This window comes from Dellaglioa sp. CoH-57-MRSF-16 (genome assembly GCF_056782055.1).
In genome coordinates this window covers 156,898-176,287 of the sequence record NZ_JBXAXZ010000003.1, presented here as the reverse complement: position 1 = coordinate 176,287, position 19,390 = coordinate 156,898, and the positions used below count along the sequence as shown (strand labels likewise).

Below are 19,390 nucleotides of genomic sequence, written 5' to 3'. Positions count from 1 at the left end.
AATAGGGACTTCAAAAAGAGAACATAATTAATGATGTTCTTTTTCTGTATTAAAAATGAAATATAATACTTTTAAATATAACGTATAATTAAAAGTGTAGAGCACTACAACTTTGAAAGCGTGGTCAAAATGTTTAGAATATCATATCAGTTGACAATAAGATTAAACAATGATTAGACAAACGATTTTAAGTTTCATTTAAGTCTGGTAACATGTATAATAAATTATTGTGTCATTGTATACATCTAAAAAATTTAGGGGTAATTAATTATGAGTGAAGATAATATTAAACACCAAGGTAGCCACAAGAAGCATCATCATAAAAAGAAAAAAATGAGTACACTGAAAAAATGGGGGATTGGTGTCGGAATCGTCGTTGCCGCACTATTGGTTATTGGTGGTGTGTTGATGGCGAAGGTTTATCTAGATGCAAAAGACGTTGTAGATAATACATATCAAAAAGTAAATGTTAAAAGTAAACGAACAACCGGGAGTGTCTCTCTTGATAAAGAGGCGCCTTTCTCAGTTTTAATTTTGGGTGTTGATACGGGCGAAGATGGGAGAACAGATCAAGGTCGATCGGATACAATGATGGTTGCGACAATTAATCCTAAAACAAACTTGACGACATTAACGAGTTTACCTCGTGATACGAAGATTCCGATTACAGGTCACGGGACAGATAATAAATTAAATGCTGCATATGCTTATGGGGATGTTTCCTTAGCGATGGATACTATTCAAAACTATTTAAATATTCCAATTGATTACTATGTTCAGATGAATATGAAGGGCCTGGAAGAATTAACGGGTGCCGTTGGTCCAATTACGGTCAATAATCCATTTGCTTTTTCAGCGGGAAGGCATCAATACGTAAAAGGTGATATTGAGTTAACTGAAAGTAATGTTTTAGACTTTTCTAGAATGAGACATTCTGATCCTAATGGTGATTACGGGCGTCAAAAAAGACAACGCTCGGTTGTGACTGAATTAGGTAAAAAAATAGCTTCTATTGATGGTGTCACAAATTATCAAGCAATTTTGAGTGTACTTGAGAGCAATATGAAAACAAATTTGAAATTTTCTGATATGAAAAAAATAGTGACTCAGTATCGTAGTGCTATAGGCACAATTAAAGATGTTCAACTTCAAGGACAATCACAAATGATAAATGGTGTGTCGTATGAAGTTGTTCCATCAGCACAAGTAACGAAAGTATCCAACATGATCAGAAAACAATTAGACTTAGACTAGGAGAATTATATCAATGGAAGAGACAATCAATCTTGAACAAGTTTTTAGCATTTTAAAGAAACATCTTAAATTAATTATTGGGTTAATAATTGCGGGGGCACTATTAGCATTTTTTGTAACCATGTTCTTTATGACGCCAAAATATAACTCGACTGTTCAAATATTAGTTAATAGAACAGAAACTGCCAATAATGTAGGGGCTGCTTACAATACACAGCAAGCAGATGTCCAAATGATTAATACGTATAAAGACATTATTCAAAATAAAATTGTACTAGATCCTGTGAGAAAAGAAATTGCTAAAAAAGATAATTTCGTTGGTACGAGTGATGATTTAAAAAATCAGATAAGTATATCAAATCAAGAAAATTCACAGGTTTTTAGTGTAACTGTTAAAGATACTAATGCATATCGCGCGGCTGATATTGCAAACTCTGTTGCTGATACGTTTAAAAATAAAATAAAAAAAGTGATGAAAGTTAATAATGTAACAATTGTTGCTGATGCAGTTGCAAAACCTAATGCAGTATCACCTAATAAAAAGATGAATGTATTAATAGGTCTGTTACTAGGGGGGCTTATCGGAATTGGGATTGCATTCGCAATAGAACTTTTTGATAAAACAGTTAAAAACGCTGATTTTTTGACAGATCTTGGTCTTTCAAACTTAGGTATGATTAACCATATTGACGAAACTAATAAGAGTCAAGGACTTTTTGGACAATCAACACCAAGAAAAAGAAAGCATACTAATTAAAATAGATAAGGGGTTATTGAATGATGAGTTTATTAAAAAAAGATAAAAAGTTATCAACTGATAGTATTGATAACGGTGTTGGATTAATTACTGTTACTCAACCAACATCAACGATTGCAGAACAATTTAGGACTGTACGTACGAATATCCAATTTTCAAGTGTTGATAAAGAAATGAAAGTTATTATGGCGACATCATCAGGTCCATCAGAAGGCAAGTCAACAGTTATAACTAATCTTGCTGTAACATATGCTAATCAAGGACTGAAAGTATTGTTAATTGATGCCGATATGCGTAGACCAACTGCGCATCAAACTTTTGGTTTGAGTAATGAAACCGGGCTTACAAATTGTTTGACTGAAAAAAGTATTGATGTTGCAAAAGCAGTTGAAGAAACACCAATTGAAAATTTATATGTTATGCCTGCAGGTCCTACTCCACCGAACCCTTCAGAATTATTGAATACAAAACGGATGGATTCTTTAATTACAGCTGTCGCTGAACAAATGGATATGGTTATCATCGATACACCACCATTAATTTCTGTAACAGATGCACAAATTGTTGCAACAAAAGTTGATGGTACAATTTTAGTTGTGAGACAAGGTGTGGCAAATAAAGGTGCCGTTTTGAAAGCAAAAGAATTATTAGATACCGTTCATGCAAGAATCATTGGGACGATTTTGAATGATGTTTCAGGTAGTGATGAGTCAGGTTATTATGGTGGGTATTATGGCTATTATAAATAATAATTAAGTAGACGTAGGATAATTTAAGGAAGCAGGGATTATAGGTGACTAGGAAAAGTAAACAGGTTGTTTTAACTGGATTGGATAGTTTGATTTGGGTAGTTTCAATTTCATTATCGAGGTTATTTTTAGGGCCGTATATTAGTTTTAGTAACTCTGATTTATTGGAATTTGGGTGTATATGTTTGATTTTATACCTAATAATTGGATACTCATTAAACCTCTTTTCTAAAATTAATAGGTATGCTAGCTTTAAAGAAATAATTGCAATTTTTATTGCAATAACAATTACAGCAGTTATTAGTAATATTAGTTATTTTTTCATAAGTTCAAATTATAGTATTCGTTTTGGAATATTAACTTATTTACTGGCCCTCCTTTTTATTGGTGGCAGCCGATTTGCATGGCGCTATCTTGTTGAAAATATCTTTAATAATGAAGAATCAGAAACATTAATTACAACATTAATAGTCGGTGCAGGGGATGGCGCAGAAGCTTTAATGGAAAGAATACAAAGAGATAATGCCGACTTGAATGTTATTGGATACGTCGATAATGATATTCAAAAACAAAAAATGTGGATGATGGGTAAGAAAGTTTTGGGAACTTTCCAAGAAATTCCAATGATTGTCGAAGAATACGATGTTGAACAGGTCTCAATTGCTATTCCTTCATTAAGTCCCCATAATTACGAGGACTTGTTAGATATTTTAAATCCTCTAAAAGTTAAAATTAATCGCATGTCAAGTTTTGAAGATATGTTAGAAGACAATAGTGATTCTAGAAAAATGCATGAGATTGACGTTGTTGATTTACTGGGTCGACAAGAGATTAAACTTGATATGGCTAAGATTGAAAGCAAAATATATGGTAAAACAATTTTAGTTACAGGAGCGGGTGGCTCTATTGGTTCAGAAATTTGTCGACAGGTTAGCAAATTTGGTCCTAAACGACTAATTTTACTAGGACATGGAGAAAATTCAATTTATTTGATTCATCAAGAATTAAAAAATCTTTATGCTGGGAAAATTGAAATTGTGCCGATTATTGCGGATGTTCAAGACCGGGCACATATTTTTGACTTAATGGCACAATATAAACCAGAAATAGTCTATCATGCTGCAGCACACAAACATGTACCATTAATGGAAGCTAACCCAACTGAAGCCATTAAAAATAATGTTTATGGTACGAAAAATGTTGCTGAAGCTGCTAAGTCTGCAAATGTGAAATCATTTGTAATGATTTCAACTGATAAAGCAGTAAATCCGCCTAATATTATGGGGGCAACGAAACGTCTCGCTGAAATGATTGTAACTAGTTTGAATGAACCAGGTCATACAAAATTCGCCGTTGTTCGTTTTGGTAATGTTCTTGGTAGCCGTGGTAGTGTTGTACCACTGTTTAAGAAACAGATAGCTAAAGGTGGACCAGTTACTGTTACTGATCTTAGAATGACAAGATTCTTTATGACAATTCCTGAAGCTAGCCGTTTAGTGATTCAAGCGGGGACGCTATCTAAAGGTGGAGAACTATTTATCTTAGATATGGGTAAACCGGTTAAAATTGTTGATTTAGCACGAAAAATGATTAAATTAAGTGGATATACTGAAAACGATATTGATATTGTTGAGTCAGGTATGAGACCTGGAGAGAAACTGTATGAAGAATTATTAGTAAGTAGTGAAAAACAGCAAGAGCAAGTATTTGAAAAAATTTTCTTGGGTAAAGTAACACCATACAAGATTGATGAAATTATGAGTTTTGTTAAGAGTGTAGAGCCGTTAACTGGTACTGCTTTGAAAAAAGAAGTTATTAGATATGCACATACTCATAATGGTGAACCCTCAATTGATTCGGAAGGTATGCGTTAATGTATAAAAAATATTTTAAAAGAACAATTGATTTTGTTATTTCTTTAGTAGGCCTTGTACTTTTATCGCCTATTTTTTTAATTATCGCAATTATTGTTAAAGTCGATTCGAAAGGCCCTATTTTCTTTGTACAAAAGCGGGTAAGTATTAATAAAACCTACTTTGGTATTTTAAAATTTAGGACGATGAGAACTGATACACCTGATGTACCTACTCACTTATTGAAAGATCCGGATGCTTTCATTACTCGCTCGGGTAAAATTTTACGAAAAACGAGTCTTGACGAATTACCACAAATTATTAATATTTTAACAGGTAAGATGAGTATCGTTGGTCCTCGACCAGCACTTTGGAGTCAAGAAGATTTAATTAACGAACGTGAAAAGTACGGCGCTAATAACGTTTACCCAGGGTTAACTGGATTAGCACAAATTAGTGGGAGAGATGAATTATCTATTGCTGAGAAATCAAAAATTGATGGTGATTACGTGCAACTTTTATCTTTTTCAGAAGATTTAAAAATTTTTTTTGGAACAATTACATCAGTTTTAAAGAGTGATGGTGTAAAGGAAGGTAAGAGTGATGACTAAACGAGTTTTGATAACCGGTGCACATAGTTATATTGGAGGGGCATTTAAAAGCTGGATTAATAAATCAGAATCGGAAGATATATCAGTTGATATGATGAGCGTTCGAGATGATAAATGGAGAGGAAAAAATTTTGGTCTATATGATGTAGTACTTAATGTTGCGGGTATTGCACATGTATCTTCGGATCCGAGTATGGAGGATCAATATTATAAAGTAAATAGAGATCTCGCAATTAATTTGGCTAAAAAAGCTAAATCTGAGGGAGTGAAACAATTTATTTTTTTATCAAGTATGATAGTATATGGTGAAAAAAATGGACTACAAAATACTAATATAATTACTCGAGAGACAATAATGAACCCAATTGATTTTTATGGTGATAGTAAGCTACAGGCAGATGTAGAAATTCAAAAATTAGCAGACGATAACTTTAAAACGGTTGTTATCAGAACTCCGATGGTTTACGGACCGAATAGTAAGGGTAATTTTCCAAGGCTACTGAAGTTAGCTGAGAAATCCCTGATTTTCCCAAGTATTAACAATGAACGAAGTATGATTTATGTAGATGTATTAACAGAATTTATCAAACAGATAATTATTAATGATGCATCAGGCCTTTATTTCCCTCAAAATAAAGAATATGTTTCTACAAGCGATGTAATCAAAGTAACAAGGAAATTATTAAGAAAGAAAGTATACTTTATCTCTATTTTTAATCCGCTTATTTCTCTATTATCAAGGAAGTTTCGTGTTTTTAATAAAATATATGGTAGTAAAGTTTATGATAAAAAAATTAGCGAGTGCTCTTTCGAATATACATTAGGACTTACATTAGAAAATACGATAACGAAAATTTTAATGGAGGATAAGAAATGAAAAAAGTTTTAATCGTTGCGTCGGTTGCTTCAATGATTGAACAATTTAATATGGATAATATCAGAATATTACAAGAATTAGGATATAATGTGGAAGTTGCAACTAACTTTTATTCCGCTGGAACTATACCAGATGATATGGCTAATTCCTTAAAAAAGAAGCTTGAAGGAAAAAATATAATTTGTCATCAAATTGACTTTTTAAGAGGAATTGGTTCAATAAAAGCAAATAAAAAAGCATATAATCAGCTTGAAAAATTAGCAAGTACAACTACCTATAATTTTGTGCATTGCCATTCACCGATGGGAAGTGTATTAACTAGATTAGTTTTTAAAAATAATAAAGAAACTAAAATTGTTTATACGGCACATGGCTTTCAGTTCTTTAAGGGCGGGCCGAAAAAAGATTGGATATTATTTTATCCTATAGAACGTTACTTATCTAAATATACGGATATTTTAATAACAATCAACAATGAAGATTACTCAATTGGAAAATCTTTTGGTATAAAAGAAGTTTTACATGTGCCTGGCGTTGGAATAAAATGGGAACAATTACGAGAACAATCAACTAATATCGATGAATTGAAAACTGATTTAAAGATAAGTAAGAATAGTAAAGTGATGATTTCTGTAGGTGAATTATCTAAGCGGAAAAATCATATTGTGGGAATAGAAGCAGTAAATAAATTGAAAGATAAAATTGATATTACATATATTATATGCGGTGTTGGAGATCAAAGAGATTTATTAGAAAAAAAAGTGAAAGAGTATGGATTAGAAGAAAAGATTATTTTTACAGGTTATTCTGAAAATATTAAACAATATTTAGATATAGCAGATTTTTCTCTTTTTCCATCTAAACGAGAAGGATTAGGACTAGCGGGATTAGAAGCTATGGCTACTGGTCTTCCATTAGTAAGTACTTACTTAGGGGGGATCAAAGATTACACAGAAAATGGTATCAGCGGGTGTGTAGTGGATGATCCTACTGATATTTCCCAGTTTGTGAAAGCTATAGAAAATTTACTAGGCATCAATGATAAAGAATACGAAAAAATTGTTAAAAACAATATTGAAGTATCAAAAAAATATAGTATTAAGAATGTAAATGAAATTATGTATAGTTTATATTCTAAAATTTAAATTATGCGATGTTGTCTATAAATTGAAAGGATTCGCAATGATTAAAAACACAAAAATAGTATTGATAGCTATATATTTTGGAGAATTACCAAATTATTTTGATTTATGGTTAAAATCAGCGGAATATAATAATGAGATAGATTTTCTAATATATACTGATCAAAATATATCTACAACCATACCGAATGTTAAAATAAAAATAGTCAACTTTAAAGATATTCAAGCGAAAATAAGATCACATTATACATTTCCTATAAAAATTAATAATCCGTATAAGTTGAATGACTACAAACCGGCTTACGGTGAAATATTTGAGGAAGACATCTCGGGATATGATTGGTGGGGATTTGTGGATATTGATACTATATTTGGAGATTTAAAAAAATTTTTATCTGAGGATATACTAAAAAAATATGACAAAATAAATACTCGTGGACATTTTCAAATGTATAGAAATAATAATCAAATTAATAATGCATATAAAATTGATCATCATAAAAAAGGGACGTACAATTATAAGCAGGCATTTACAACTGATGACGCAACTCACTTTGATGAAATTTGGGGAACTGCAAAATTTATGCCCGACACAGATATGAGAATATATGATCCATATAAAGAAAAGGTCTATTATGCTGATATTTGGGTAAAAGCATTTCGATTTATAACACTTGATATTTCTGAGGGAAAACAATATCAAGTGTTTAGATGGCATGATGGGGAACTAGTAATGAATTATATTGATAACGGAAAAATTAAAACTAAAAAGATAGAATATATTCATTTACAAAAAAGAAAAATGCAAGTTGATGTTGAAATATCAAATGATGACCATAGCTTTTTAATTGTACCTAATAAGTTTATAACAGATGAAAAGTTGTCTATTGAAAATATAAAGAAATATAATGAAGGAAAATGGCCTAATGGTATCCGCAGATATTTCCAATATTATATTAAGCAATTATTTAATGGGGAGCTTAAGGCTAGAATACGAAGAATTTGGCTCTAAATATAAGATTGAAAATAGATTAACACTTTTTATCTGAATATTAAAATCACTAATAAATATTAAGGAGAACTTAGTCATGAGTGATAATTTTAAAATTGATTTTGTAGTGACATGGGTTGATGGAAATGATGATATCTGGCGGAATAAAAAAAATAAGTACGCGGGAAACAAAAATTTAAATGCGGATGAACGTTTCAGAGATTATGATATTTTTAAATGGTGGTTTGAAGGTGTAAAAAAATTTGCACCATGGGTAAACCATATTTTTTTAATTACCGACAAACAAGTTCCGAAGTTTCCATTGGACATGAAAAATCTAACAATTGTTGATCATTCTGATTTTATTCCTGAAGAATATTTACCTACTTTTAATTCGAATGTCATTGAAATGAATATTCCAAGAATTAAAAATTTATCGGAACATTTTATCGTATTTAATGACGATACGTTTATAACTAACAAGGTAGATCCAACAGATTTCTTTTCTCAAGATGGGACTCCTAAGGATGTAGGATTAATGGGACTTATTCAACCGTCGGAAGAATTTTCGTTAATACCTTTTAATAATATACTTATTATTAATAAGTGGTTCTCAAAAAATAATATTTTGAAGAAGAATTTCTTTAAAATATTTAATTGGCAATACGGGTTTCAAAATGTAAGAAATTTCTTAGTTTTACCATATAGGTCTGTTCTGGGATGGTATGAACCGCATTTGCCTAGTAGTTTATTGAAAAGTACATTTAAAGAAATATATCAAAAAGAACCAGCTTTGTTAGCCGAACTTAGTAAAAATCGTTTTCGTACTAGAAATGATGTAAATATTTGGTTGGCACGCGATTGGCAACTTTCAAAAGGGAATTTTGAACCACGTAGATTTTCGTTTGGAAAGTTTGAGAAGTTGCCAGAAGATGGAGATTTTTCAAAAATAAAGCGCGCCTTAAAATCCAAGGCAAAAATAGTTGTTATAAACGACATATCGTTACCATTGGAGAGCCTTTCAGAAACGAAAGAACAATTAAGAAAAATATTCGCTGAACACTTTAGCTAATTAGGAGGATCTAATTATGAGTGACGTTGCAATTTTAATGGCTACCTACAATGGTGAAAAATTTTTAATGGAGCAAATTGAAAGTATTAAGAATCAATCATATGGGAATTGGCACCTATTTATTAGAGATGATTTTTCGAAAGATAATACCAGTAAAATTTTAGATAATTTTAAAAGAGATCCTAAAATAACGATACTAGATAGCTCGCTAAATATTAATGAAAAGGGCCAATTAGGAAATTTTGAAATTTTAATGAATAACGTTCCAGACCAGTATGAATATGTTATGTTCTCAGATCAGGATGATGTATGGTATACAAATAAAATTGAGATATCATTAAATGAAATTAGACACCTGCCTAACGAAAAAGTACTGCCTAAGCTTGTATATACGAATTATGACGAGTTTTTTGAAGTAGTGGGGGACGGAAGTGTGAACTACAGTGGTGTAGAAAAGAAAAATAAACCAACATATCAACGTATTTTTCTACATAACTGGTTAATGGGTAATACGATGATTATTAATCGTAACTTATTAGAAATTTCAAAAAACATCCCGATAGAAGCAGTTAATCATGATGCATGGCTTGCATTAGTTGCTGGATTATATGATGGGATTGGATATATAGATAGTGCGACTGATGGTCATAGAATGCATTCATTTAATATTACAAGAGGTGCCGATGCACATAAAAAAAGTACAATTATAAAAAGTAAGTTAATTGATTTAAAAAAATATAAAGTTAAATTTGATCGATTTTCCAAATTGGTTAATGAATTAGAACTACAATTTTCAAATTCGCCTATTAAAATAAAAAAAAGAATTACTATGTTGAAATATTTTGTAGAAAAGAAGGGTATCGAAGCCATAATATTTGGCAAAAAGAATGGTTTTTTTACCAATATTCACGGTCACAATACCTTACTCTATTTGGAGGAAATATTAAGGTTATTCAAAAAATAATGTTAGTATTTACATAAAATTTAATTAAAAATGGAATACAGCATAAGCAAATTTCATTAATTGTTTAAGAAATGACTATCTAGGAGTTTATATGACATATTTATTTGCAATAGTAACCAATTTCTTTTTGGATCATGTTCATGGTAAAAAAAATAATATCATTCCGTTCATTGGAATCGGAATATTAGCATGGCTAGCGGGTGCTGCTAGTAAGATGACGACGACCGATTATCCTAGTTATCTTATTAATTATGATAATAGTTCTTTAGCACCATATAATCACCAATTTGAGTGGGGCTATATGTGGCTTTCTCGAATTTTTGCGGCAAACGGAGTGACATATGCTGATTTTAGATTAATATTATTTATTGTTAGTTTTATTATTTTGACAGTTGCAATATTAAGATTTACAAAGAATTTAGGATCTTTTGTTTGGGTTTTTGCAATTTTTCCTTTTTTTAATGAGGCAACACAGGCACGTAATTTTTTTATGATTTCTATTGCTCTATTAGGGCTAAGTTTTTTACAGAAAAAAAATGTAAAAAATATTATTATTGCCATCGGATTAATCTTATTGAGCGCATCAATGCATTCATCTGGATATATATTTTTAATAATAATTCCCTTAAGCTTTTTGAGCGAAAAATATGTGAAAATTTTTGTACAATTAATTATTGGTTTTTTTGTAATTTTAACAATTGTACAATTTATTCCAGGTTTAAGTGGTTTATTGAAAAATATAATAACGAAAGTTTCATTGCATTCATCTAGGACACAATTGTTTGATAAACTGAACACAAGTTATGCTGCTGGTTCATCAAAAATAATGCTTATAGAAATAGCTTTATCATATTTTTCAATGTTAGGACTTGGATATTATTTTTTGAAAATTAATAGCCTATCAACTGAGATTAAAAATAAATTGAAATTGTTATTCTTAATTTCGTTAACTGGTCTTGTAGCACTCCCATTTTTAGTTATGTCGATACAATATCAACGGTTCCAACGTAACTCTTTCGCACCAATTATAATTGCATACGCGCTAATTAGGGAGCATAAAGATGAGATTGATAGTAGAATATTATTAAAGATTGATTTAATGATGGTGGGGATACTCTTATTAGCTGTTATAGCGTTTTATGGAGTGTTAGTACCACAAGAATTTGTTGACAGTATTCCATATTTAGTACATTGGAAATCGCTTTAGCATTGTCGTTTAAAGAAAAGTAATTAAGGAGTAAATTTTTGAAAAATATAGCTGTGATTATGTCAACGTATAATGGCGAAAAGTACGTCGAGGAACAATTAAATAGTATTATTGAGCAAAAATATAAAAATGAAGATAACATACAGATTTATGTTAGAGATGATGGTTCAACAGATAATACAATAGATATTTTAAAAAGATACGAAAATAAAAATTTGTTAAAAATAATTTATTCAAGCGGAAATATGGGTGTTAAACGTTCCTTTTTTGAATTACTTAGGGTTGTCGATGCTGATTACTATTTTTTTTCTGATCAAGATGATGTTTGGGTTTCAGATAAAATAATGCAATTTATGGATAAATTTGATTTGTTAGACAATAAAATAACACAAGCTATATTTTCAGATCTTATGATTGCTGATAAAAAGGCTGTTTCAACAAATATTAAAATGTCTAAAATGTTAGTAGGCGAAAATTATAATCATTCATTGAATGATTTATTATTCAATTTTAAAGTAACCGGAGCGGCATTAGCAATTAATAAGAAACTAAGAGATGAAGTACTTATGTTAACAGATGAAGATATTGAAAATGTAACAATGCATGATTCAATTATTGCTAAAATCAGCTCAGCAAGTGGGAATTTAACGTACATTGATAAAGTAACGGTTTACTATAGACAACATGAAAATAACGTCATCGGAATTGGTAAGAGTAATGTACACTTGTATGAAGTTTTTCGTAGATTAAAAATAAGATATAAACAATTAGGTCGGATTAAAAAGGAAAATATTGTTCTGTATGAAAGATTTTCTAATATCATTAAAAATGATACTGAAAAAAAAATGCTAGAAGATACATATAAGTTTTATGATACAAAGAATATCTTTAAAAGATATTCTTTGTATCATAAATTTCATAGTTTAATTAATACAACAGCACAAAGAATAATTATATGGTTTGTTTAATAGAGAGTGATTAGGTGGTTACTATCAATTTAATAAAAAAAAGTTTTAGGCGTAATTTTATTACGGCATATAATATGATAAAGTATATGAAAAATAAGATGAACTACGGAAATAAAAGGTATAAACAAGTAAAAATAATTGAAGAAAAAACTGATTTTATTAATAGCGTGTCATTAGTGGCAATTATTAAAAATGAAGCACTATACGTTCAAGAATGGATTGAATATCATAAAATTATTGGTATATCAAAATTTTATATTTATGATAACGAATCTACTGATAATTTAAAAGAAATTTTAGAACCGTATATTAAAAGTAAAGTGGTTGAATATATCTATTTTCCGGGTGATAAGCAACAAATACCAGCATATCTGGATGCTGTCGAGCGCTGTAAGACAGAAACAAAATGGCTATTAACACTAGATTTAGATGAATATTTAGTATTAATTGATGAAAAAAATATTGATTCTTTTTTAAATGAATTTAGTGAAAACGTTGCTCAAATTGAAATTGGTTGGGTGATGTTCGGCTCATCTAATTTGATTAAAAAATCAAATGGATTAGTTACTGAGACATTTTTAAATAGATCAAAAAATGATATTATTTTAGATTCAAAACCTATCGTAAATCCTAGATTAGTAATTGATATGAGAATACCACATTGGTATGATGTGGCCGGTAAAACGACTGATGAAAACGGAAATAGGTTATGGGGATATCCATGGACAAATGAAAAAAGACCTAAAATTGTATCAAGGGAACACGTGAGGGTTAATCATTACTATGCAAAATCACTTGAAGAATTCGAGAATAAAGTAAAAAGAGGATATGCTGATCAAAGTAATGATATAAAAGAACGTAGTTATCTTGATTTTAAGAAGCACGATATTAATGATGTCTATGATAACGGCATGTTAAAGTACACGGATAAAATTAAAACAGAAATTAAACGTGTACAAGAACTTAACAGATGAGGGTAAGTGTGATGTATGAATAATAATTCTCGAACTGGTATAGCAGCTAAAAATACATCAATCGCTGCACTATCGCAAGTAATAATGTTAGTTTTGAAGTTTGCATTGCAGACAGTATTTATTAAAACTCTTGGTGCCGATTACATGGGAATCAATGGGCTATATGCTAATGTGTTGAGTTTTCTATCCTTTGCTGAATTAGGGATTGGTGGGGCGATAACGTACTCACTGTACGATCCTCTTGCTACTAGTAATCATGGTGAAATTGCTGGTGTCATGAATTTATTTAGAAAAGTGTATAATGTGATTGGTATCGTAATTTTGATTATGGGTTTAGCATTTACTCCATTTATAACTATTTTAATGAAGGGCGGTAGTCCTGTACCATTTCCGCGAGTTATGTTTGTACTATTTTTATTAAATACGGTTGTTAGTTACTTTTTTACGTATAAACGTTCCTTATTAATTGCAAATCAAGAAGGATATAAGGATAGTTTAAATAGATTAATTTTTACGATAATGCAGACAGTATTACAAATTATCTTTTTACTTTTATTTAGACAATATGTTTGGTACTTAGTAATCCAAATAATTATAACATTGTTATCTAACTTGAGAATTTCAAAACTTGTTGATAGGGAATTTGAATTTCTTTCCGAAATGAAAACTGTTAAAGTAAATCCTAAAGTCATCAACTATATGAAGAAAAATATATTTGGGACTGTTTCTTCAAAAATTGGTACTATATTAGTTTTTGGAACGGATAATATATTAATATCGGCATTTTTAGGCGTTAGATTAGTAGGAATATATTCTAATTATATGCTGATTGTAAATAGTATTTCCAGTGTGTTGACACAAAGTATCTCTGCTGTCACAGCTGGATTAGGTAATCTAGGAGTAACGGAGGATGAAGATTATCAAGAAGTTGTGTTTTATCGTTATATGTATATAAATGCCGGTATTACATCAGTTATTGCTATAACGTTATACGCAGTTATTGAATCTTTTATTAAATTTTGGATAGGATCAAATTACGTCTTATCGAACTTTACCGTGTTACTTATTGTTATAAATTTTGTACTTGTTCAATTTAGACAGACTGTATTAAATTTTATTGGTGCACGTGGATTATTTTGGCCAATGAGATATAAATCACTACTTGAAGCTGTAGTTAATATGATAGTTTCAATTCTTTTGTTAATGACAACAAATCTCGGCATTAATGGTATATTAATTGGTACAATAGTAAGTAATATTGGAATTAATTTATGGTGGGAACCACTTATCTTATTCAAATATGGATTCAAACGTAGTATGAAAAAATATTATCTTAAATATTTTGGTTATATGGGAATAATTGGAATAGAATTAGGAATAATTTCGTATTTACTAAAAATTATTGTAATTCAAGGGATTTTCAGTATTTTGATAGCATCTGCTGTTGTATTTATTCTAGCAAGTACATTATTCTATTTCTTATTTATTAGATATGACGAAACAAATTATGTTAAAAAATTGGTTTTAAGAAGGATATTAAATAAATAATGATTTTTATTTTTAAAAGCTGTGTTAAGTAGTTATTGTAGCTACCATTTACAAAAATTAATTAGAATATTTTAGGAGGAAAAGTGTATGAAGGGAATAGTTTTAGCCGGAGGTAGTGGGACTCGTTTATATCCATTGACACGTGCATCAAGTAAACAGCTGATGCCGATTTATGATAAACCAATGATCTATTATCCAATATCAACATTAATGTTGGCAGGTATCAAGGATATTCTAATTATTTCTACTCCTGAAGATACGCCACGTTTTCAAGAATTATTGGGCAACGGTTCTGAATTAGGCATTAATTTAGAGTATGCCGTTCAACCTACACCAGATGGATTAGCAGAAGCATTCATTATTGGTGCTGATTTCATTGGTAATGATAGCGTTGCGCTCATCTTAGGTGATAATATTTATTATGGTCCAGGTATGACTAAGATGCTTGAACGGGCTGCAAATCAAACTGAGGGGGCTACCGTATTTGGTTATCAAGTGCGTGATCCCGAGCGTTTTGGTGTTGTTGAATTTGATGAGAGCCATAAAGCAATTTCGATTGTTGAAAAACCGGATCACCCTAAAAGTAATTTTGCAGTAACAGGCTTATACTTTTATGATAATTCAGTTGTTGATATAGCAAAAAATATTAAGCCGTCACCACGTGGCGAACTTGAAATTACGGATGTTAACAAGGTCTATCTTGAAAAAGGAAGACTACATGTTGAAATTATGGGACGTGGATTTGCTTGGCTTGATACAGGGACACATGCAAGTTTACTTGAAGCAGGGCAGTTTATTGAAACTGTTCAAAGAATGCAAAATATGCAAGTAGCTAATTTAGAGGAAATCGCCTATCGAATGGGTTATATTTCACGCGAACAATTAATTGATCTAGCACAACCACTCAAAAAAAATGATTATGGACAGTACATGTTACGTATCGCAGAAGAAGAGGATAAAAAGTAATGGGTAAATTAAAAGTATCAACAACAAAGTTACAAGATGTTAAGATTATTGAACCAGCAGTATTTGGTGATAATCGCGGCTTTTTTACGGAGTCATATTCAGACAAAGATTTCAAAGAAGCTGGAATAGATATTGATTTTATCCAAGATAATCATTCATTATCAACACAAGCTGGCGTTTTAAGAGGACTTCATTTTCAACGTGGAGAAGCTGCACAAACTAAATTAATTCGGGTCGTGACAGGGGCAGTACTAGATGTTATTGTCGATGTTCGAAAAGGTTCACCTACTTATAAACAGTGGGAAGGATATATTCTTTCTGCAAGTAACCATCGCCAATTATTAGTTCCTAAAGGGTATGCCCATGGATTTGTAACATTAACAGATGATGTTAATTTCCTTTATAAATGTGATGGTTACTACAATGCAGCAGCAGATGGTGGGATTTCATTTAAAACTCCTGAACTAAATATTGATTGGCCTATTGATTTTGACCAAGCAATTACATCTGAAAAAGATGCTGCACAACCAACGTTTACAGAGTTTGAAAAAGACAATCCGTTTGTGTATGGAGAAATCTAAATAGGAGAGGTGTTTTTAAATGAAAAATATTATTGTAACAGGTGGGGCCGGATTTATTGGTTCTAATTTTGTCCATTATGTGGTTAATAACCACCCAGATGTTCACATTACCGTGTTAGATAAATTAACTTATGCAGGAAATAAAGAAAATTTAGCTGGACTACCTGCTGATCGTGTTGAGCTAGTAGTGGGAGATATTACTGACGCTAAACTAGTTGATGAACTTGTTAGCAAAACAGATGCGGTAGTACATTACGCTGCAGAAAGTCACAATGATAATTCTTTAAAAGATCCATCACCTTTTATTCAAACTAATATTATCGGAACATATACATTGCTAGAAGCTTGTCGTAAATACAATGTCCGCTACCATCATGTTTCAACTGATGAAGTGTATGGAGACTTACCATTACGCGAAGATTTACCCGGTCATGGGGAAGGTGAAGGTGAAAAATTCACACCTGAAACACGTTATAATCCAAGCAGTCCATATTCATCAACAAAGGCTGGATCAGATTTATTAGTTCGTGCATGGGTGCGTTCATTCAATTTACAGGCAACAATTTCAAATTGTTCCAATAATTATGGACCATACCAACATATTGAGAAGTTTATTCCAAGACAGATTACTAATGTTTTGAGTGGAATCCGGCCTAAGTTATATGGTTCTGGTAAAAATGTTCGCGATTGGATTCATACTAATGATCATTCAAGTGCTGTCTGGGCTATTTTAAATAAGGGTCGTATTGGTGAAACTTATTTGATTGGTGCGGATGGTGAACAAGATAATAAGGCTGTTTTGGAGTTGATTTTAGAATTAATGGGTCAACCTAAAGATGCTTATGATGTCGTTAAAGATCGCCCAGGACACGATTTACGATATGCTATTGATTCATCAAAATTACGTGAAGAGCTTGGTTGGAATCCTGAATTTACTGATTTTAAATCAGGATTACAAGATACGATTGATTGGTACCGAAATAATGAAAATTGGTGGAAAGCTGAGAAAGATGCAGTTGAAGCAAATTATGCAAAAAATGGACAATAATAACTAAGAATGGACTTAAGTCCATTCTTTTTTTGAAGGAGCTAATTATGAAAATATTAATTACGGGTGTAAATGGTCAATTAGGAACAGAATTAAGTCATTTATTAGATGAAAAAAAGATTGTATATACAGGAACTGGTTCTAAAGATTTAGATATTACTGACTCAAAAGCAGTTAATAATTATTTTTTAGATAATCGCCCAGAAATTGTCTACCACTGTGCAGCTTATACAGCTGTTGATAATGCTGAAGAAGAACCTGGTAAAGCTATTAATGAACAAGTTAATGTTATAGGTACTCAGAATATTGCCACAGCAGCAGAATCTGTGGGTGCTACGTTAGTTTACATTAGTACTGATTATGTATTTGATGGGACTAATGATCAAATGTATACAGAAAAAACACCCACTGCGCCTAAAAATGAATATGGTCGGACGAAGTTAGCTGGAGAAGAAGCCGTTGCTAAAATAATGAGTAAGTATTATATTATCCGTACATCATGGGTTTTTGGCGAATATGGAAAGAACTTCGTCTATACGATGCTAAACTTAGCTAAAACTCATGATCATCTGACTGTTGTTAGTGATCAGGTTGGACGGCCAACTTGGACTAGAACGCTGGCTGATTTTATGTTATATGCAGTTCAAAAAAATATTCCTTATGGGTTATATCAGCTTTCTAATGATAATTCATGTACTTGGTATGAATTTGCTAGTGAGATTTTAAAGGATGAAGTAGTTGAAATAAGTCCAGTAACGTCTGAAGAATATCCACAAAAGGCATACCGACCTAGACATTCAGTTATGGATTTGAGTAAAGTTAAAGCAACGGGATTTGAAGTACCAAGTTGGCAAGATGCTTTACATGAATTTATGGCTAAAATTGAAGTATAGAAAAGGGGAGTTTTCTAGTGATTTGAGAAATTGAATCATTAGAAGTCACTCCTTTTTATTTTCACCCAATTTAATGCTAACATAGTACCAAGGAGATGATTCAAATGACAATACCATTAGGATTAAAGGCGGGAACTGACCCAATTCAACTCCATGATCGGTTACAACATAATCCAGATATTTTTGAATTCTATCTAAATGAATTTGATGTTTCTGGAGATGGATTAAAACGATTATCAGATGAGATTGATGAGGTGAAGGCAACTACGAAGAAGATTGTCATGCATCATCCAATGAAGGTTGGTGAACAATCTGTTGAATTAGCCGTTTCCGAAACAGCTGATCCTAGGTTATATCGTTTTGTTAGAGAAAGTACTGAGACATTGATTCAGCTCGCAAAAGATAAATCAATTCAAACCCTCATTCATGGTTCATATAATCGACAAACGCCAACAATTATTGCTGAATATCCTAATTTTGAGGTTGCGGAATCAGCGTTATTTAATCGGATGGATTATTATCAAAAATATGGACAAAATAACGTCATGTTTGAGAATTCGATTTCTGATTTATTTTATTATGGGTCTGAAGAGATGGATCAGTTTATTCTACAAAAAGGGTATCGCTTAGCATTTGATACATCGCATGCCTTTATTAAACAAGCAGGTAGTAATACTGACTTACAAGCGAGTTTGAAACGGTTAATGCCAAATATCGTCCATTATCACTTAGTCGATTCAATGGGTAAATTTCATGATAGTTTAACTTTAGGAAAAGGCAAGATTGATTGGAAGTTAGCATATCCTTTGCTTAATCCAAATGCAACGACTATTTACGAAATTGATTTAGAAAATCAAAATGATTGTCGCGAAATGTTGGAAAGTCATGAATATCTACAAAATTTAATAGAAAAATAACCATTGGTTTTGAACTTT

The 19,390-nt window shown here is 31.2% G+C and carries 19 protein-coding genes; all 19 read left to right on the top strand.

Annotated elements, in window-relative coordinates; translation table 11 throughout:
* Positions 1 to 270: 270 nt before the first annotated feature.
* The 19 genes from AC1RPH_RS04525 (at position 271) to AC1RPH_RS04435 (ending at position 19,372) form a co-directional block, all read left to right on the top strand.
* Positions 271 to 1,254: an LCP family glycopolymer transferase gene (locus AC1RPH_RS04525; RefSeq protein WP_481761545.1), complete on the top strand. Its 984-nt coding sequence runs from the start codon at positions 271 to 273 to the stop codon at positions 1,252 to 1,254.
* Positions 1,255 to 1,267: 13 nt separating this feature from the next.
* A complete protein-coding gene (locus tag AC1RPH_RS04520) occupies positions 1,268 to 2,011 on the top strand; it encodes a YveK family protein (protein ID WP_481761544.1) in 744 nt (247 codons plus the stop codon).
* 23 nt (positions 2,012 to 2,034) lie between these two features.
* On the top strand, positions 2,035 to 2,760 hold the full coding sequence (locus AC1RPH_RS04515; RefSeq protein WP_481761629.1) for a CpsD/CapB family tyrosine-protein kinase: 726 nt from the start codon (positions 2,035 to 2,037) through the stop codon (positions 2,758 to 2,760).
* A 44-nt stretch (positions 2,761 to 2,804) separates the two neighbouring features.
* Positions 2,805 to 4,634 carry a polysaccharide biosynthesis protein gene (locus AC1RPH_RS04510; protein WP_481761543.1) on the top strand — a complete coding sequence of 610 codons (1,830 nt, stop codon included), beginning with the start codon at positions 2,805 to 2,807 and terminating at the stop codon, positions 4,632 to 4,634.
* Complete coding sequence (locus AC1RPH_RS04505; protein ID WP_481761542.1) at positions 4,634 to 5,224, top strand: sugar transferase; 591 nt, start codon at positions 4,634 to 4,636, stop codon at positions 5,222 to 5,224. Before AC1RPH_RS04510 ends, AC1RPH_RS04505 begins: the two co-directional genes overlap by 1 nt.
* Positions 5,217 to 6,101 carry an NAD-dependent epimerase/dehydratase family protein gene (locus AC1RPH_RS04500; protein WP_481761541.1) on the top strand — a complete coding sequence of 295 codons (885 nt, stop codon included), beginning with the start codon at positions 5,217 to 5,219 and terminating at the stop codon, positions 6,099 to 6,101. The genes AC1RPH_RS04505 and AC1RPH_RS04500 overlap by 8 nt, the downstream gene beginning before the upstream one ends.
* A complete protein-coding gene (locus AC1RPH_RS04495; protein ID WP_481761540.1) occupies positions 6,098 to 7,246 on the top strand; it encodes a glycosyltransferase in 1,149 nt (382 codons plus the stop codon). Before AC1RPH_RS04500 ends, AC1RPH_RS04495 begins: the two co-directional genes overlap by 4 nt.
* Before the next feature lie 37 nt (positions 7,247 to 7,283).
* Positions 7,284 to 8,255 carry a DUF6625 family protein gene (locus tag AC1RPH_RS04490; protein WP_481761539.1) on the top strand — a complete coding sequence of 324 codons (972 nt, stop codon included), beginning with the start codon at positions 7,284 to 7,286 and terminating at the stop codon, positions 8,253 to 8,255.
* 76 nt (positions 8,256 to 8,331) lie between these two features.
* Complete coding sequence (locus AC1RPH_RS04485; protein WP_481761538.1) at positions 8,332 to 9,306, top strand: Stealth CR1 domain-containing protein; 975 nt, start codon at positions 8,332 to 8,334, stop codon at positions 9,304 to 9,306.
* Positions 9,307 to 9,322: 16 nt separating this feature from the next.
* The gene (locus AC1RPH_RS04480; protein WP_481761537.1) at positions 9,323 to 10,270 is read left to right on the top strand and encodes a glycosyltransferase; all 948 of its coding nucleotides are present in this window, start codon (positions 9,323 to 9,325) and stop codon (positions 10,268 to 10,270) included.
* 91 nt (positions 10,271 to 10,361) lie between these two features.
* Complete coding sequence (locus AC1RPH_RS04475) at positions 10,362 to 11,477, top strand: EpsG family protein (protein WP_481761536.1); 1,116 nt, start codon at positions 10,362 to 10,364, stop codon at positions 11,475 to 11,477.
* Positions 11,478 to 11,515: 38 nt separating this feature from the next.
* Positions 11,516 to 12,445 carry a glycosyltransferase family 2 protein gene (locus AC1RPH_RS04470; protein WP_481761535.1) on the top strand — a complete coding sequence of 310 codons (930 nt, stop codon included), beginning with the start codon at positions 11,516 to 11,518 and terminating at the stop codon, positions 12,443 to 12,445.
* Between the two features lie 86 nt (positions 12,446 to 12,531).
* Positions 12,532 to 13,419, top strand: coding sequence for a glycosyltransferase family 92 protein (locus tag AC1RPH_RS04465; protein WP_481761534.1), 888 nt, complete (start codon positions 12,532 to 12,534; stop codon positions 13,417 to 13,419).
* A 15-nt stretch (positions 13,420 to 13,434) separates the two neighbouring features.
* Positions 13,435 to 14,967, top strand: coding sequence for a lipopolysaccharide biosynthesis protein (locus AC1RPH_RS04460; protein WP_481761533.1), 1,533 nt, complete (start codon positions 13,435 to 13,437; stop codon positions 14,965 to 14,967).
* Positions 14,968 to 15,054: 87 nt separating this feature from the next.
* Positions 15,055 to 15,933: a glucose-1-phosphate thymidylyltransferase RfbA gene (gene rfbA / locus AC1RPH_RS04455; protein ID WP_481761532.1), complete on the top strand. Its 879-nt coding sequence runs from the start codon at positions 15,055 to 15,057 to the stop codon at positions 15,931 to 15,933.
* Positions 15,933 to 16,514 (top strand): dTDP-4-dehydrorhamnose 3,5-epimerase, encoded by a 582-nt coding sequence (gene rfbC, locus AC1RPH_RS04450; protein ID WP_481761531.1) that lies wholly within the window; start codon positions 15,933 to 15,935, stop codon positions 16,512 to 16,514. Before rfbA ends, rfbC begins: the two co-directional genes overlap by 1 nt.
* 19 nt (positions 16,515 to 16,533) lie before the next feature.
* Positions 16,534 to 17,562 (top strand): dTDP-glucose 4,6-dehydratase, encoded by a 1,029-nt coding sequence (rfbB, locus tag AC1RPH_RS04445; RefSeq protein WP_481761530.1) that lies wholly within the window; start codon positions 16,534 to 16,536, stop codon positions 17,560 to 17,562.
* Positions 17,563 to 17,609: 47 nt separating this feature from the next.
* Positions 17,610 to 18,455 carry a dTDP-4-dehydrorhamnose reductase gene (gene rfbD, locus AC1RPH_RS04440; RefSeq protein WP_481761529.1) on the top strand — a complete coding sequence of 282 codons (846 nt, stop codon included), beginning with the start codon at positions 17,610 to 17,612 and terminating at the stop codon, positions 18,453 to 18,455.
* 104 nt (positions 18,456 to 18,559) lie between these two features.
* Positions 18,560 to 19,372 (top strand): sugar phosphate isomerase/epimerase, encoded by an 813-nt coding sequence (locus AC1RPH_RS04435; protein ID WP_481761528.1) that lies wholly within the window; start codon positions 18,560 to 18,562, stop codon positions 19,370 to 19,372.
* The last annotated feature ends 18 nt before the right edge of the window (positions 19,373 to 19,390 follow it).